This window comes from Streptococcus sp. 116-D4, from assembly GCF_009731465.1.
Classification (GTDB): Bacteria; Bacillota; Bacilli; order Lactobacillales; family Streptococcaceae; genus Streptococcus; species Streptococcus pseudopneumoniae_E.
Genome location: NZ_AP021887.1, coordinates 1,134,562 through 1,149,892, shown reverse-complemented (window position 1 = coordinate 1,149,892; position 15,331 = coordinate 1,134,562). Strand labels below are relative to the sequence as shown.

Below are 15,331 nucleotides of genomic sequence, written 5' to 3'. Positions count from 1 at the left end.
TGTTTTTATTTTTTCAAAGTCTGTAGTCTTGGAACAATAGCTAGAGTAAGAATTGCGGAAATGACTAATTCGGCAATCGAATTTGTTGAGATAACGGTTGCTAGGAGTTTTTGGATATTACCATCAAAGACATTTCCAAAAAGGTAGAAAATTCCACCAAGTACAAAGACTGTGTTGGTAAGTGAACCAAGGGCACCAGCTAAAATAAGACCAGTTTTATTTTTCATCAGTTTATAAACTAGATACGGAGTTAAACCAATCAAAATTCGTGGGACAATGGCAATGATAACTGAGTAAATGTTACCGTTTGGTACAAATGGGGAGAAAAGGTAGCTTGTCGGTAGAATGGTAATCGTGTTAACCGTCAAGCTAAGTAGCCCCATCAAAAATCCAAGTGTAATCCCAACGCGTGGACCGTAGATAATGCTGGCAATAATGACAGGAATATGAACAATGGTCGGTTTGATAGGGAATGGGAAAAGGTTGAAGATAAGTGAGCTTAGAAAATGAATCACAAGCATGGTTGCAAAAAAGATAGCAATGGGTGCAATATTAGAGCGTTTTTTCATCGAGAGTTTCCTTTATTTTTTCTAAAATAATTGTGAGGTCGGCTAGAGCTCCTCTTCCGTGGTCACCACAAGCTAGTAGGGATTCCCTAGGAGCAATCAGCTGATAGCCGTAGGTTTCTAATGTTTTCAGATTAGCCTGAGTTGCTGGATGGTCATACATTTTTGTATTCATAGCTGGTGCGATGAGTTTGGGAATATGACTTGGTAGAGCTAGAGCTGTACTGGTCACCATATTGTCTGCAAATCCGTGGGCTAGTTTTGCAATTGTGTTAGCAGTTGCAGGGGCTACGATAAATAAATCTACTTTTTTTCCAAGCTCGATATGATTTACTTGATCAGGATAAGGTTCCTTCATGACATCCAAGTGGACAGGATTCTGTGATAAGACTTGTAGTGTCAAAGGTTGGATAAACTCTGTAGCAGCCTGAGTCATTAAGACAGTGACTTGATGGCCTTGTTTTTTTAGAGAACTGACTAAATCTGCCGACTTGTAAGAGGCGATTGAGCCCGTTACAGCCAAGAGAATATGTGCCATAGCTTTCCTTTCTAAGAATGATAGGCTTGAATTTTTTCAAGGAGGAGTTCTGCAATTTCTTCTTTAGTCTGAACTGTTTGAAGCTGATCTTTCTCAACAAAGATAGCTTGGTGCTGATTTGCTGAGATTTGAGTCAGGTCATTTGCAATGATTAAGTCCGCTTGATTCTTGAGAAGACTGTTTCTAGCAGTGTCGATTAGATGATTTTCAGAGACATCAACCAGCAGTTTGAAACCAATCAGATGAATAGCAGGATTCCATTCCTTGACTAGGGATATGATTTTGGGTGTCTTTTTTAGGAATAAAACCTGAATCTCGTCAGTTGAAGAAATCTTAGCTTGATGATTCTGCTTGCTTAAAAATACTTCTAGATTGGAGCTAGCCTGAACCTCCTCAAACCCTGTCATATAGACAGGAGTGTAGTCAGAAACAGCCATTGAGTGGATCAAGACCTGATAATCCTGAACACGTTCTTGCATTTCTAGTAAAAGGTCCTTGGTATTAGTAATTTCTATAATACTTAGGTTGGGATGTTCTTCTGGCTTTAGAGCTCGTTTTGTTGTTATCAAACAAACTTCATGCCCTGCAGCAAGCAAAGTTTCTGTGATGATTTTCCCCAAGCGACCTGTGGAATGGTTAGTGATAGAGCGGACGCTATCGATAGCTTCACTGGTACCGCCCGATGTAACTAAAATTTTCATAGCACTATTGTACACAAAAATAAACGGTAAGTAAAATGAAAGCGATAAATTTTTGGTAAAACGAAGATTTACTATAGTTTCAAACTATAAAGCCATATAAAATTTAAGAAAGGGCTCTAAAAAACCTAAAAATAGGGGTATTTACGAACGTTTAGAGAGTTTTAGGATGTTAAAAATCTTGTTTTGTGTTATAATGAATTATCACATTAGAGGTTAGAGGAGTTTTGAATGAAAACAGATATTGAAATTGCACAGAGTATTGAGTTGAAGCCAATCGTTGATGTTGTTGAAAAACTGGGTATTTCTTACGACGATTTGGAGTTGTATGGAAAGTACAAGGCTAAGCTTAGCTTTGATAAAATTCGTGCAGTTGAGAGTAATCCAGTTGGAAAATTGATCCTGGTTACTGCCATCAACCCAACACCTGCAGGTGAAGGAAAATCAACTATTACCATTGGTCTTGCGGATGCCTTGAACAAGATTGGTAAGAAAACCATGATTGCTATTCGCGAACCATCTCTTGGTCCAGTTATGGGCATCAAGGGTGGTGCTGCTGGTGGTGGTTATGCCCAAGTTCTGCCAATGGAAGACATCAATCTCCACTTTACTGGAGACATGCATGCCATTACAACCGCCAACAATGCGCTTTCTGCCTTGATTGACAACCACTTACACCAAGGAAATGAGTTGGGAATTGACCAACGTCGTATCCTCTGGAAACGTGTAGTGGACTTGAATGATCGCGCCCTTCGTCATGTAACTGTTGGACTTGGTGGCCCTCTAAACGGTATTCCACGTGAGGATGGTTTTGACATTACCGTCGCTTCTGAAATCATGGCCATTCTTTGCTTGGCAACGGACATCGAGGACTTGAAACGCCGTTTGGCTAATATCGTTATCGGTTATCGCTATGATCGTACCCCTGTTTCTGTAGGTGATTTGCAGGTTGAAGGTGCCTTAGCTTTGATCTTGAAGGATGCGATTAAGCCGAACTTGGTTCAAACAATCTATGGAACACCTGCCTTTGTACACGGTGGTCCATTTGCCAATATCGCTCATGGATGTAATTCAGTCTTGGCAACAAGTACAGCCCTTCACTTGGCTGATTACACAGTTACAGAAGCTGGTTTTGGTGCAGACCTTGGTGCCGAGAAATTCCTTGATATCAAGACACCAAACTTGCCAACTTCCCCAGATGCAGTTGTCATTGTCGCAACCCTTCGTGCCCTTAAGATGAATGGTGGCGTGGCTAAGGATGCTCTTACAGAGGAAAATGTAGAAGCGGTTCGTGCCGGTTTTGCCAACTTGAAACGCCATGTTGAAAATATCCGTAAATTTGGAGTACCTGCAGTTATAGCAATTAACGAATTTGTATCTGATACAGAAGCTGAAATCGCAGCCTTGAAAGAACTTTGTGCCTCAATCGATGTTCCAGTTGAGTTGGCTAGTGTCTGGGCTGATGGCGCGGAAGGTGGAGTAGCTCTTGCTGAAACGGTTGTTAAGACTATTTCTGAAAATCCAGCTAACTACAAACGTTTGTATGACAATGACCTTTCTGTCCAAGAAAAGATTGAAAAAATCGTTACTGAAATCTACCGTGGTAGCAAAGTAAACTTTGAGAAGAAAGCTCAAACACAAATCGCTCAAATCGTTCAAAACGGTTGGGACAAATTGCCAATCTGTATGGCTAAAACTCAATATAGTTTCTCAGACAATCCGAATGCACTTGGAGCACCTGAAAACTTTGAAATTACCATTCGTGAATTGGTACCAAAATTAGGTGCAGGCTTCATCGTTGCCCTAACTGGCGATGTCATGACCATGCCAGGACTTCCAAAACGACCAGCAGCCCTCAACATGGATGTTGAAAGTGACGGAACAGTCCTAGGTTTGTTCTAGTATATTGAAATTGACTTTAAATGAGTTTGGAAATTGTAATCCAAGCTCATTTTTTATCTAGATATAAGAAGTCGTCTTCTACATGTAACCAGTCTAGGTAAAGATATTTTTCCTGAATTCTGATATAATAGAAATATTGACTTCAAGAGTAAGGAAGAGAAGATGAACGCATTATTGAATGGAATGAATGACCGTCAGGCTGAGGCGGTACAAACGACAGAAGGTCCCTTGTTAATCATGGCAGGGGCTGGTTCTGGAAAGACCCGAGTTTTGACCCACCGTATCGCTTATTTGATTGATGAAAAGCTGGTTAATCCGTGGAATATCTTGGCCATTACCTTTACAAATCAGGCTGCGCGTGAAATGAAGGAGCGTGCTTATAGCCTCAATCCAGCCACCCAGGACTGTCTGATTGCGACCTTCCACTCCATGTGTGTTCGTATTTTGCGTCGCGATGCAGACCATATTGGCTACAACCGCAACTTCACTATTGTAGATCCTGGTGAACAGCGAACGCTCATGAAACGCATTCTCAAACAGTTGAACCTGGATCCTAAAAAATGGAATGAACGAACTATTTTGGGGACCATTTCCAATGCCAAGAATGATTTGATTGATGATGTGGCTTATGCTGCCCAAGCTGGCGATATGTACACGCAAATAGTGGCTCAGTGCTACACTGCCTACCAAAAAGAACTGCGTCAGTCGGAGTCGGTTGACTTTGATGATTTAATCATGCTGACCTTGCGTCTCTTTGATCAAAATCCTGATGTCTTGACCTACTACCAGCAGAAGTTTCAGTACATCCATGTTGATGAGTACCAAGATACCAACCACGCTCAGTACCAATTGGTCAAACTCTTGGCGTCCCGTTTTAAAAATATCTGTGTGGTTGGGGATGCGGACCAGTCTATCTACGGTTGGCGTGGTGCTGATATGCAGAATATTTTGGATTTCGAGAAAGATTATCCCCAAGCCAAGGTTGTTTTGTTGGAGGAGAATTACCGTTCAACCAAAACCATTCTCCAAGCGGCTAACGAGGTCATTAAAAACAATAAAAATCGCCATCCTAAGAATCTCTGGACTCAAAACGCTGATGGGGAGCAAATCGTTTACTATCGTGCCAATGATGAGCAGGATGAGGCTGTATTTGTAGCTAAAACTATTGATGAACTTGGTCGCAGTCAAAATTTCCTTCATAAGGATTTTGCAGTTCTTTATCGTACTAATGCGCAGTCCCGTACTATTGAGGAAGCTCTGCTCAAGTCAAACATTCCTTATACCATGGTTGGTGGAACCAAGTTCTACAGCCGTAAGGAAATTCGCGATATTATTGCTTACCTCAACCTCATTGCTAACTTGAGTGACAATATTAGTTTTGAGCGTATTATCAACGAGCCTAAACGTGGAATTGGGCCAGGTACAGTTGAGAAAATCCGAGACTTTGCGAATATGCAAGACATGTCTATGCTAGATGCTTCAGCAAATATCATGCTATCAGGAATTAAAGGTAAAGCAGCCCAGTCGATCTGGGATTTTGCCAATATGATATTAGATTTACGGGAGCAACTGGACCAGTTAAGCATTACTGAGTTGGTTGAGGCTGTTCTAGAAAAAACAGGTTACATCGATATTCTTAATGCCCAAGCGACTTTAGAAAGCAAGGCTCGGGTTGAAAATATTGAAGAGTTCCTTTCTGTGACGAAAAATTTTGATGACGCCTCTGATGTGCCAGAAGAGGAAACTGGTCTAGACAAACTGAGTCGCTTCTTAAATGACCTGGCTTTGATTGCCGACACAGATTCAGGTAGTCAGGAGACATCAGAAGTGACCCTGATGACCCTGCATGCTGCCAAAGGTCTCGAGTTTCCAGTTGTCTTTTTGATTGGGATGGAAGAAAATGTCTTTCCGCTTAGCCGTACAGCTGAAGATCCAGATGAATTAGAAGAAGAACGCCGTCTGGCCTATGTAGGAATTACACGTGCTGAGAAAATTCTCTATCTGACCAATGCTAACTCACGCTTGCTTTTTGGTCGTACCAATTATAACCGTCCGACTCGTTTTATTAATGAAATCAGTTCAGACCTACTTGAGTATCAAGGTCTGGCTCGTCCTGCAAATACAAGCTTTAAAGCATCTTATAGCAGTGGTGGCCTTGCATTTGGTCAAGGTATGAGTTTGGCACAGGCTATCCAAGACCGTAAACGTGGTGCTGCCCCAAAATCTATCCAGTCAAGCGGTCTCCCATTTGGACAATTTACAGCTGGCGCAAAATCAGCGTCTAGTGAAGCAAATTGGTCCATTGGTGACATTGCTCTCCATAAGAAATGGGGAGAGGGAACTGTTCTGGAAGTTTCAGGTAACGGAGCTACTCAGGAATTAAAAATCAATTTCCCAGAAGTAGGTTTGAAAAAACTTTTAGCTAGTGTAGCCCCAATTGAGAAAAAAATCTAATTTTCCATCCTTCTCACGAATAATAAAGTGAGGAGGATTTTTATGTACAGTATTTCATTTCAAGAAGATTCACTATTACCAAGAGAAAGACTGGCCAAAGAAGGAGTAGAAGCGCTCAGTAATCAAGAGTTGCTAGCTATTTTACTCAGGACAGGAACACGTCAAGCCAGCGTTTTTGAAATTGCCCAGAAAGTCTTAAGCAATCTTTCAAGCCTAACGGATTTGAAAAAAATGACCCTGCAGGAATTGCAGAGTCTGTCTGGTATCGGTCGTGTTAAGGCCATAGAGTTACAAGCCATGATTGAATTGGGGCATCGTATTCATAAACACGAGACTCTTGAGATGGAAAGTATTCTCAGCAGTCAAAAGTTGGCCAAGAAGATGCAGCAGGAATTGGGCCATAAAAAACAAGAGCACCTAGTGGCGCTCTATCTCAATACTCAAAATCAAATCATTCATCAACAGACTATTTTTATCGGTTCAGCCACTCGCAGTATTGCTGAACCGCGAGAGATTCTTCACTATGCCGTCAAGCATATGGCGACTTCACTCATCTTGGTCCACAATCACCCTTCAGGAGCAGTAGCCCCTAGCCGAAATGATGATCATGTGACTAAACTTGTAAAAGAAGCCTGCGAACTGATGGGTATTGTCCTCTTGGACCATTTGATTGTCTCTCACTCCAGTTACTTTAGTTATCGTGAAAAGACAGATTTAATCTAAAGTTCATTAACGACATAGTCAAAGAGGTTTTTATCTTTGGGGCGATTTTCAAATAGTAATTCTGGGTGCCATTGGACACCGAGAAAGGCAGTATCATCTGTACTCATGACAGCTTCAATGATACCATCTTGAGGATCATGAGCCGCAATTTTTAAATTTGGTGCTAAGTCCTTGATACTCTGATGGTGGAAAGAGTTAATATGGGAAATTTCTCCATAGATTTCTCGAAGAACTGTATCAGGTTCTGTTACCAAGCGCTGGCTTGTGTACTCAGCCGAACAATCCTGCCAGTGGTCTTCGATATCTTGGTACAAAGTTCCACCCATGGCAACGTTAAAGAGTTGTGTGCCACGGCAGACGGAGAAAATAGGCTTTTTCTGGTTAATAGCTTCTTTGATGAGGGCCAGTTCGAAGATATCTCTTTGAAGGTGGTAGTCATCACTATCAATGGCTTTCGGTTCACCATAGAATTTTGGATCAACATTTTGCCCACCTGTCAAGATGAGCTTGTCAATTATACTGATATAGTGGCTAGCCATTTCTTGATCACCAATCGGTAGGATGATGGGAATCCCTCCAGCGTCTTTCACACCTTCAACAAAGCCTTTTGCTGCGTAGCTCAACATGATATCATCAACTGGATGAGTTTTTTCGTTTCCTGTAATCCCAATAACTGGTTTTTTCATAAAATGATGTTCGCTTTCTAATCCTTTTTTCGCATGAAGTAGAGGAGGGTTTGGAGTTCACTTGTCAAATCGACATATTGAACGACCACGTCTTTTGGTAAATGCAGATGGACTGGTGAAAAACTGAGAATTCCTTTCACGCCAGCATCCACCAAGAGATTAGCAACCTCTTGTGACTTGACGCTGGGAACCGTTAAGATCGCAGTCTTGACATCGGCATTCTTGATTTTTTCCTTGATTTGAGAAATCCCGTAAATGGGAATACCATCAGGAGTTTGGGTACCGACTTCAGGGTGGTCATCTAGATCAAATGCCATAATAATCTTCATCTTGTTACGCTCGTGGAAGCGGTAGTGGAGAAGGGCATGGCCTATATTACCAATCCCCACTAGCATGACATTGGTAATGGAGTTATCATTGAGCAAATCGGCAAAAAATGTCATCAGTTTTTTGACATCGTAGCCGAAACCACGCCGACCTAGTTCACCAAAATAGGAAAAATCACGACGTACGGTCGCTGAATCAATACCGATAGCTTCTGCAATTTGCTTAGAGTTGGCACGTTCAATCTTTTCTGCATGGAATCTCTTAAATATTCGATAGTAGAGAGAGAGTCTTTTCGCTGTAGCTTTTGGAATAGCAGACTGTTTATCTTTCACAAAATCACAACCTTTCTATTCTTCTATTTTATAGAAACATTGTGAAAAAATCAACAAAAACAAGAAAAAACTAAGAAAAATCTTAGTTTTAATGTAAAAAATCTGCATGTGATAGAAAACGGTAGAGGTCTCCGACCAGTCCTTGGTAAACTTCCTGCCCCTTAAAAGTCAGAGAAGTTACATAAAGTGTATCTGGCAGAGTCACACATCCTGACAGAGCCAGCATGAGAGCTTCATAGTCTTCATACTTGAGAGTGCGCTCTATATGATAGCTGTCTTTATAGGTCAGTTCAAACATATGGGCCCTATCTTTCAGATTTTATAAAGATACCACGTTCTACCAAGCTATCCATGAGGAAGTAGAATTTTTCCTGATGAATGTGGTGGTCTTCTGATTTGAAAATATCAACTAGACGTAGTCCAAACTTGTCGGTTATATTAATTTTAGCACCTGTAAGTTCCTTGTTAATAATGATTTTGAGTTGGAATCCCTCACCGCTGTTCGGAACTTTTTCCAAAAGGCGAGTCAATTCATAGTTACCAATCTTAGTCTCAAAAAAGGTGTTGTCCTTAAGGGTGAATTTTTTAACAGATGGGCTAAGAGTGTAGTCGTAAGGACAATTTTTTAACTGAATGGTTTTTTCAAATGCCATATGGCTAACCTCCGATAATTTCTTTTAAGGTTTTTGCGAGAGTTTGTAGGTCTTCAACAGTATTTTGTGGCGACAAACTGATCCGAACGGATTCCTTCAAGCGTTCTGAATTTGCTCCGTACATAGCTTCAAGAACATGGCTAGACTGGACAATGCCTGCAGTGCAGGCTGAGCCAGTGGAGATTGAAATTCCAGCCAAATCTAGACGAAGGAGTAAGAGGTCGTTTTTCTGACCAGGAAATCCAATATTGAGAACATAAGGGAGATGGTGGTCGCCTCTATTCAAGTAATACTGAACTCCCTCTAGCTCTGCCAGAAAGGCAGTTTCTAGATTTTGTACATGGTTGAAATGTTCTTCTTGTTGTTCTAGGTCCTCTTTTAGGGCTGCAACCATGCCTACGATGGCAGCTAAATTTTCGGTTCCTGCACGTTTTTTCTGTTCTTGGTCTCCACCATGGAGATAGGAATCAAAGTCCATGCTAGATGCGTAGAGAAATCCGATTCCCTTAGGACCATGAAATTTATGGGCTGAAGCAGTGAGAAAATCAATGCCCAATTCTTCTGGATGAATAGGGATTTTACCAATAGCTTGAACTGCATCGACATGATAGGCAGCAGGGTGTTGCTTGAGTATTTGGCCAATTTCAGCAATGGGCAGTAGGTTTCCTGTCTCATTATTGGCAAACATGGTAGAAACCAAAATCGTATCGTCACGTAAAGCCTCTTGAATTTGTTGGGCTGTGATTTCTTGATTTTCTGGTTGGATAATGGTTGCTTCAAAACCAAAGTGTTGAACCAAGTAATCAATGGTTTCAAGGACGGCATGGTGCTCAATGGCAGTTGTGATAATATGTTTTCCTTGTTCTTGATGACGAAGACAGTAACCAATGATAGCAGTATTGTTGCCTTCAGTTCCACCAGAAGTGAAGAAAATATGTTGAGGTTTTGTCCCCAGTAACTGAGCTAGCTCCTGACGAGCTTCTCGCAAGAGTTTTCCAGCTTGACGGCCATGACTATGAATACTAGAAGGATTGCCATAGGTTTCTTGCATAACCTCGGTCATAGCTAAAATAGCAACTGCTGACATGGGAGTCGTTGCAGCATTGTCCAAATAAATCAAAGAATCACCTTATTTCTTTTTGTTGTAGGCAAAGAGTGGGCTGACTGGTTTTCTTTCGTGGATACGGACGATGGCATCACCAATTAACTCACTAGCAGTGATGTAGCATACGTTTTTAGGAGTTTTTTCTTTTGTTGCTACTGAATCAGTCACAAGAATTTCTTTAATATTCGTATTGTCAAGAAGTTCAGCAGCTCCTTCGACGAAGAGACCGTGGCTAGAAACAGCATAAATTTCTGTAGCCCCTTCACGTTCAACAATTTTAGCAGCTTCAGAGAAGGTACGTCCTGTATTTAAAATGTCATCAATCAAGATAGCTTTTTTACCTTCAACATCCCCGATGATATAGCCTTCGTTGCGACTTGCATCGTCTTGAGGGTAGTCGATAATGGCAATAGGAGCATCAAGATATTCAGCCAGACTACGAGCACGTTTCACACCTGAATTTTTAGGGCTGACGACAACAACATCTGAACCGAGTAGGCCCTTATCGCAGTAATGTTTTGCAAATAGGGGCACTGTGAAGAGGTTATCAACAGGAATATCAAAGAATCCTTGAACCTGAACGGCATGCAAATCAAGTGTAAGGACACGGTCAACACCGGCCTTAACAAGCATATTGGCAACTAGTTTAGCTGTAAGTGGCTCACGAGGCGAAGCGATACGGTCTTGGCGTGCATAGCCAAAATAAGGAAGGACTACGTTGATACTGTGGGCACTTGCACGAACACAAGCGTCGACCATGATAAGCAATTCCATTAGGTGGTTGTTAACAGGGAAACTTGTTGATTGGATGATGTAAACATCATAACCACGGACACTTTCTTCAATATTCACTTGGATTTCTCCGTCTGAAAATTGACGTGATGATAGTTTTCCAAGTGGGACACCAACAGCCTGTGCAATTTTCTGTGCAATCTCTTGGTTTGAGTTGAGTGCGAAAAGTTTCATGTTTTTTCTATCTGACATTATAGACCGTCCTCTGTAAACTTTTTAAATCCTAGCCTATACGAACTGGGATTTTTGTATTTTTATCTTTTCTATTTTACCAAAAAATAGAGATTATTTCAGCTATTTTTCATGCTTTTGACAAATCGAACCAATTTTGAAGGAGCTTTTTGATAATCAATCTGATTTTCCTCTAAAAATTGCTGGAAATCTTGTTTCCCTTGTTCGTGATTCTCAACTTCTAGCTCCAATTCGTAATCTGTAATATCAAAGTACTGACTTTCATCTAGCGCCATGAGACCAATAGCTGTTTGCATCTCATAGCGCAGCGTTGTTAGACAACCAAGTACCTGCCATTTCTTGCTTTGAATACCATGTTTCGCCAATTCATCCAGTACCGCCCCTTGAGGAAGTTCTTCCTTACTTAGATAGTTTTCAGCATCTTTTAGTTGCAATTTTTGGTTGTATTCCATGTTTCCAACACTTTGTGGAACTTTGAGTGTCAATTCTGCCCAGTCTTCAAAAGTGCGAATGCGCATAGCAACTTTCTTTTCTCGCAGTTCAAAATTAGGCGTGTCAATGTAGTAATTTTTTTGAAGAACAGGAGTGACACCTGTGAATTGCTCTTTTAGATGTTCATATTCATCTTTTTTCAGTAGTGTTTTCAATTCAATTTCTAAATGTTTCATTTTTCTTACCTTTTCTTTATCGTTGAAAGCGGATTTATGATATAATAGCTTTGTATTTATTGTATATAAATCTGGAGAAAAAATCAAAGATATTTTTGAAGGATAATATGAGAATAAGGGAGAATATATGACCATAGAATGGGAAGAATTTATAGATCCTTACATTCAAGCTGTTGGTGAGTTAAAGATTAAACTACGTGGTATTCGTAAGCAATACCGCAAGCAAAATAAGCATTCTCCGATTGAGTTTGTGACGGGTAGGGTGAAGCCGATTGAGAGTATTAAGGAAAAAATGGCCCGTCGTGGTATCACTTATGCGACCTTGGAACATGATTTGCAGGATATTGCCGGTTTGCGTGTGATGGTCCAGTTTGTAGATGACGTCCAAGAAGTGGTGGAGATTTTGCGCAAGCGTCAGGATATGCGGATCATACAGGAGCGCGATTACATTACTCATCGAAAAGCATCAGGTTACCGTTCCTACCATGTGGTAGTAGAATATACGGTTGATACTATTAATGGTGCTAAAACCATTTTGGCGGAAATTCAAATTCGTACCTTGGCCATGAATTTCTGGGCAACGATAGAACATTCTCTCAACTACAAGTACCAAGGGGATTTCCCAGAGGAAATTAAGAATCGACTGGAAATTACTGCAAAAATTGCTCATCAGTTGGATGAAGAAATGGGTAAAATTCGAGATGATATTCAGGAAGCCCAGGCGCTTTTTGATCCTTTGAGTAGAAAATTAAATGATGGTGTAGGAAACAGTGACGATACAGATGAAGAATACAGGTAAACGAATTAATCTGATAGCGAATAGAAAACCGCAGAGTCAAAGGGTTTTGTATGAATTGCGAGATCGTTTGAAGAGAAATCAGTTTATACTCAATGATACTAACCCGGACATTGTCATTTCCATTGGTGGAGATGGCATGCTCCTGTCGGCCTTTCATAAGTACGAAAACCAACTTGATAAGGTCCGTTTTATCGGTGTTCATACTGGACATTTGGGCTTCTATACAGATTATCGTGATTTTGAGTTGGACAAGCTAGTGACTAATTTGCAGCTAGATACTGGTGCAAGAATCTCTTATCCTGTTCTAAATGCGAAGGTCTTCCTTGAAAATGGTGAAGTAAAGATTTTTAGAGCATTAAATGAAGCTAGCATCCGCAGGTCCGATCGAACCATGGTGGCGGATATTGTAATCAATGGTGTCCCCTTTGAACGTTTTCGTGGAGACGGGCTAACAGTTTCGACTCCAACTGGCAGTACAGCCTATAACAAGTCGCTTGGGGGAGCTGTTTTACACCCTACCATTGAAGCTCTTCAATTAACAGAAATTGCCAGCCTTAATAATCGGGTCTATCGAACGCTGGGTTCGTCCATTATTGTTCCAAAGAAGGACAAGATTGAACTGATCCCAACGAGAAACGATTACCATACCATTTCAGTTGACAATAGTGTTTATTCTTTCCGCAATATTGAGCGAATCGAGTATCAAATCGACCATCATAAGATTCACTTTGTCGCCTCACCTAGCCACACCAGTTTTTGGAATCGTGTTAAGGATGCTTTCATCGGCGAGGTGGATGAATGAGGTTTGAATTTATCGCAGATGAGCATGTCAAGGTTAAGACCTTCTTAAAAAAGCACGAGGTTTCGAAGGGGCTGCTGGCCAAGATTAAGTTTCGAGGCGGAGCTATTCTGGTCAATGACCAACCGCAAAATGCAACGTATCTTTTGGATATTGGAGACCGTGTTACCATTGATATTCCTGCTGAGGAAGGTTTTGAAACTCTCGAAGCTATCGAGAGACCACTAGACATTCTCTATGAGGATGATCATTTTCTAGTCTTAAACAAACCCTATGGAGTGGCTTCTATTCCTAGTGTCAATCACTCCAATACCATTGCCAATTTTATCAAGGGTTACTATGTTAAGCAAAATTACGAAAATCAGCAGGTTCATATTGTAACCAGACTTGATAGAGATACTTCTGGCTTGATGCTCTTTGCCAAGCACGGCTATGCTCATGCACGATTAGACAAGCAGTTGCAGAAGAAGTCCATTGAGAAACGCTACTTTGCTTTGGTTAAAGGTCATGGACACTTGGAGTCAGAGGGTGAAATTATTGCTCCGATTGCGCGTGATGAAGACTCCATTATTACCAGACGTGTAGCTAAAGGTGGAAAGTATGCTCATACTTCATACAAGATTGTAGCTTCTTATGGGAATATTCACTTGGTCGATATTCGCCTGCACACTGGGCGAACCCACCAAATCCGAGTCCACTTTTCTCATATTGGTTTTCCTTTGTTGGGAGATGACTTGTACGGTGGTAGTCTGGACGACGGCATCCAACGTCAGGCTTTGCATTGCCATTACCTATCTTTTTATCATCCTTTTCTAGAGCAAGACTTGCAGTTAGAAAGTCCCTTGCCGGATGATTTTAGCAACCTTATTACCCAGTTATCAACTAATACTCTATAAAAATTGTTTCAGAGTATAATTATTATCTAAAAGGAGAAAAACTCATGGAAGTTTTTGAAAGTCTCAAAGCCAACTTGGTTGGTAAAAATGCTCGTATCGTTCTCCCTGAAGGGGAAGAACCTCGTATTCTTCAAGCGACTAAACGCCTGGTAAAAGAAACAGAAGTGATTCCTGTTTTGCTTGGAAATCCTGAAAAAATTAAAATTTATCTTGAAATCGAAGGCATCGAGGATGGTTATGAAGTCATCGACCCTCAACACTACGATCAATTTGAAGAAATGGTTGCTGCCTTAGTGGAGCGTCGCAAGGGAAAAATGTCTGAAGAAGATGCACGCAAGGTTTTGGTTGAAGATGTCAACTACTTTGGTGTTATGTTGGTTTATTTGGGCTTGGTTGATGGTATGGTGTCAGGAGCGATTCACTCAACAGCTTCGACAGTACGTCCAGCTCTTCAAATCATCAAAACTCGTCCAAATGTTACTCGTACTTCAGGTGCCTTCCTCATGGTTCGTGGTACGGAACGTTACTTATTTGGAGATTGTGCCATCAACATCAACCCAGATGCAGAAGCCTTGGCTGAAATTGCCATCAACTCAGCAATCACAGCTAAGATGTTTGGCATCGAGCCTAAAATTGCCATGCTAAGCTATTCTACTAAAGGTTCAGGCTTTGGTGAAAGTGTTGATAAAGTAGTTGAAGCAACTAAAATTGCTCACGACTTGCGTCCTGACCTCGAAATCGATGGTGAGTTGCAATTTGATGCGGCTTTTGTTCCAGAAACTGCAGCTTTGAAAGCTCCTGGAAGTACAGTTGCTGGTCAAGCAAATGTCTTCATCTTCCCAGGTATCGAGGCAGGAAATATTGGTTACAAGATGGCAGAACGTCTTGGTGGTTTTGCGGCTGTTGGACCTGTTCTACAAGGTTTGAATAAGCCAGTTAACGACCTTTCTCGTGGATGTAATGCGGATGATGTGTACAAGTTGACCCTCATCACAGCAGCCCAAGCAGTTCATCAATAAGATTTAGTCCTCTTTCCCTTGGGAAGAGGCTTTTTATACTCAATGAAAATCAAAGAGCAAACTAGGAAACTGGCCGCAGGTTGCTCAAAGCACTGCTTTGAGGTTGCAGATAAGACTGACGAAGTCAGCTCAAAACACTGTTTTGAGGTTGTGGATAGAACTGACGAAGTCAGTAACATATA

At 41.1% G+C, this 15,331-nt stretch carries 17 protein-coding genes; 7 read left to right on the top strand and 10 right to left on the bottom strand.

The features are described 5' to 3' along the window. Positions 1 to 5 precede the first annotated feature (5 nt). Genes UKS_RS05900 through coaB form a run of 3 tightly spaced genes read right to left on the bottom strand, consistent with a single transcriptional unit; the run spans position 6 to position 1,805 of the window. Positions 6 to 569 (bottom strand): ECF transporter S component, encoded by a 564-nt coding sequence (locus tag UKS_RS05900; RefSeq protein WP_156012178.1) that lies wholly within the window; start codon positions 567 to 569, stop codon positions 6 to 8. Further along, positions 553 to 1,104, bottom strand: coding sequence for a phosphopantothenoylcysteine decarboxylase (gene coaC, locus UKS_RS05895; protein WP_156012177.1), 552 nt, complete (start codon positions 1,102 to 1,104; stop codon positions 553 to 555). Before coaC ends, UKS_RS05900 begins: the two co-directional genes overlap by 17 nt. 11 nt (positions 1,105 to 1,115) lie before the next feature. Then, on the bottom strand, positions 1,116 to 1,805 hold the full coding sequence (gene coaB, locus UKS_RS05890) for a phosphopantothenate--cysteine ligase (protein ID WP_156012176.1): 690 nt from the start codon (positions 1,803 to 1,805) through the stop codon (positions 1,116 to 1,118). A 228-nt stretch (positions 1,806 to 2,033) separates the two neighbouring features. On the opposite strand from coaB, the gene UKS_RS05885 reads away from it, so the two are divergent. The 3 genes from UKS_RS05885 to radC all read left to right on the top strand — a co-directional run bounded on the left by UKS_RS05885 (position 2,034) and on the right by radC (position 6,881). After that, the gene (locus UKS_RS05885) at positions 2,034 to 3,704 is read left to right on the top strand and encodes a formate--tetrahydrofolate ligase (protein ID WP_156012175.1); all 1,671 of its coding nucleotides are present in this window, start codon (positions 2,034 to 2,036) and stop codon (positions 3,702 to 3,704) included. A gap of 162 nt (positions 3,705 to 3,866) precedes the next feature. Continuing rightward, positions 3,867 to 6,158, top strand: a complete 2,292-nt coding sequence (gene pcrA / locus UKS_RS05880) for a DNA helicase PcrA (RefSeq protein WP_156012174.1) — start codon at positions 3,867 to 3,869, stop codon at positions 6,156 to 6,158. 42 nt (positions 6,159 to 6,200) lie between these two features. After that, positions 6,201 to 6,881, top strand: coding sequence for a RadC family protein (gene radC / locus UKS_RS05875; RefSeq protein ID WP_156012173.1), 681 nt, complete (start codon positions 6,201 to 6,203; stop codon positions 6,879 to 6,881). Here radC and UKS_RS05870 read toward each other — a convergent pair. The 7 genes from UKS_RS05870 to UKS_RS05840 all read right to left on the bottom strand — a co-directional run bounded on the left by UKS_RS05870 (position 6,878) and on the right by UKS_RS05840 (position 11,636). Next, positions 6,878 to 7,567, bottom strand: a complete 690-nt coding sequence (locus tag UKS_RS05870) for a gamma-glutamyl-gamma-aminobutyrate hydrolase family protein (protein WP_156012172.1) — start codon at positions 7,565 to 7,567, stop codon at positions 6,878 to 6,880. The two genes, radC and UKS_RS05870, sit on opposite strands and share 4 nt — an antisense overlap. 17 nt (positions 7,568 to 7,584) lie before the next feature. Further along, a complete protein-coding gene (locus tag UKS_RS05865) occupies positions 7,585 to 8,226 on the bottom strand; it encodes a redox-sensing transcriptional repressor Rex (RefSeq protein WP_156012171.1) in 642 nt (213 codons plus the stop codon). Positions 8,227 to 8,314: 88 nt separating this feature from the next. Continuing rightward, on the bottom strand, positions 8,315 to 8,524 hold the full coding sequence (locus tag UKS_RS05860) for a DUF4649 family protein (protein ID WP_156012170.1): 210 nt from the start codon (positions 8,522 to 8,524) through the stop codon (positions 8,315 to 8,317). 7 nt (positions 8,525 to 8,531) lie between these two features. Then, complete coding sequence (locus UKS_RS05855) at positions 8,532 to 8,879, bottom strand: DUF1831 domain-containing protein (protein ID WP_156012169.1); 348 nt, start codon at positions 8,877 to 8,879, stop codon at positions 8,532 to 8,534. Positions 8,880 to 8,883: 4 nt separating this feature from the next. Continuing rightward, complete coding sequence (locus UKS_RS05850) at positions 8,884 to 9,999, bottom strand: cysteine desulfurase family protein (protein ID WP_156012168.1); 1,116 nt, start codon at positions 9,997 to 9,999, stop codon at positions 8,884 to 8,886. Positions 10,000 to 10,008: 9 nt separating this feature from the next. Further along, the gene (locus tag UKS_RS05845) at positions 10,009 to 10,968 is read right to left on the bottom strand and encodes a ribose-phosphate diphosphokinase (RefSeq protein WP_156012167.1); all 960 of its coding nucleotides are present in this window, start codon (positions 10,966 to 10,968) and stop codon (positions 10,009 to 10,011) included. A 98-nt stretch (positions 10,969 to 11,066) separates the two neighbouring features. Further along, complete coding sequence (locus tag UKS_RS05840) at positions 11,067 to 11,636, bottom strand: CYTH domain-containing protein (protein WP_156012166.1); 570 nt, start codon at positions 11,634 to 11,636, stop codon at positions 11,067 to 11,069. Positions 11,637 to 11,763: 127 nt separating this feature from the next. Between UKS_RS05840 and UKS_RS05835 the strand changes: the two genes are divergently transcribed. From UKS_RS05835 to pta, 4 genes are read left to right on the top strand one after another with little or no spacing between them, the layout of a single operon-like run. After that, a complete protein-coding gene (locus UKS_RS05835) occupies positions 11,764 to 12,435 on the top strand; it encodes a GTP pyrophosphokinase (RefSeq protein WP_156012165.1) in 672 nt (223 codons plus the stop codon). Next, the gene (locus UKS_RS05830) at positions 12,419 to 13,237 is read left to right on the top strand and encodes an NAD kinase (protein WP_156012164.1); all 819 of its coding nucleotides are present in this window, start codon (positions 12,419 to 12,421) and stop codon (positions 13,235 to 13,237) included. Before UKS_RS05835 ends, UKS_RS05830 begins: the two co-directional genes overlap by 17 nt. Next, the gene (locus tag UKS_RS05825) at positions 13,234 to 14,130 is read left to right on the top strand and encodes an RluA family pseudouridine synthase (RefSeq protein WP_156012163.1); all 897 of its coding nucleotides are present in this window, start codon (positions 13,234 to 13,236) and stop codon (positions 14,128 to 14,130) included. Before UKS_RS05830 ends, UKS_RS05825 begins: the two co-directional genes overlap by 4 nt. A gap of 44 nt (positions 14,131 to 14,174) precedes the next feature. Further along, the gene (gene pta, locus UKS_RS05820) at positions 14,175 to 15,149 is read left to right on the top strand and encodes a phosphate acetyltransferase (RefSeq protein WP_049497328.1); all 975 of its coding nucleotides are present in this window, start codon (positions 14,175 to 14,177) and stop codon (positions 15,147 to 15,149) included. The last annotated feature ends 182 nt before the right edge of the window (positions 15,150 to 15,331 follow it).

Excerpts from the sequence above, each read along its gene's own strand:
- coaB (WP_156012176.1), bottom strand. The coding sequence starts at position 1,805 with ATGAAAATTTTAGTTACATCGGGCGGTACCAGTGAAGCTATCGATAGC.
- coaC (WP_156012177.1), bottom strand. The coding sequence starts at position 1,104 with ATGGCACATATTCTCTTGGCTGTAACGGGCTCAATCGCCTCTTACAAG.
- UKS_RS05830 (WP_156012164.1), top strand. The coding sequence starts at position 12,419 with ATGAAGAATACAGGTAAACGAATTAATCTGATAGCGAATAGAAAACCG.
- pcrA (WP_156012174.1), top strand. The coding sequence starts at position 3,867 with ATGAACGCATTATTGAATGGAATGAATGACCGTCAGGCTGAGGCGGTA.
- UKS_RS05860 (WP_156012170.1), bottom strand. The coding sequence starts at position 8,524 with ATGTTTGAACTGACCTATAAAGACAGCTATCATATAGAGCGCACTCTC.
- pta (WP_049497328.1), top strand. The coding sequence starts at position 14,175 with ATGGAAGTTTTTGAAAGTCTCAAAGCCAACTTGGTTGGTAAAAATGCT.
- UKS_RS05825 (WP_156012163.1), top strand. The coding sequence starts at position 13,234 with ATGAGGTTTGAATTTATCGCAGATGAGCATGTCAAGGTTAAGACCTTC.
- UKS_RS05855 (WP_156012169.1), bottom strand. The coding sequence starts at position 8,879 with ATGGCATTTGAAAAAACCATTCAGTTAAAAAATTGTCCTTACGACTAC.
- UKS_RS05870 (WP_156012172.1), bottom strand. The coding sequence starts at position 7,567 with ATGAAAAAACCAGTTATTGGGATTACAGGAAACGAAAAAACTCATCCA.
- UKS_RS05900 (WP_156012178.1), bottom strand. The coding sequence starts at position 569 with ATGAAAAAACGCTCTAATATTGCACCCATTGCTATCTTTTTTGCAACC.
- UKS_RS05840 (WP_156012166.1), bottom strand. The coding sequence starts at position 11,636 with ATGAAACATTTAGAAATTGAATTGAAAACACTACTGAAAAAAGATGAA.
- UKS_RS05835 (WP_156012165.1), top strand. The coding sequence starts at position 11,764 with ATGACCATAGAATGGGAAGAATTTATAGATCCTTACATTCAAGCTGTT.
- UKS_RS05845 (WP_156012167.1), bottom strand. The coding sequence starts at position 10,968 with ATGTCAGATAGAAAAAACATGAAACTTTTCGCACTCAACTCAAACCAA.
- UKS_RS05885 (WP_156012175.1), top strand. The coding sequence starts at position 2,034 with ATGAAAACAGATATTGAAATTGCACAGAGTATTGAGTTGAAGCCAATC.
- radC (WP_156012173.1), top strand. The coding sequence starts at position 6,201 with ATGTACAGTATTTCATTTCAAGAAGATTCACTATTACCAAGAGAAAGA.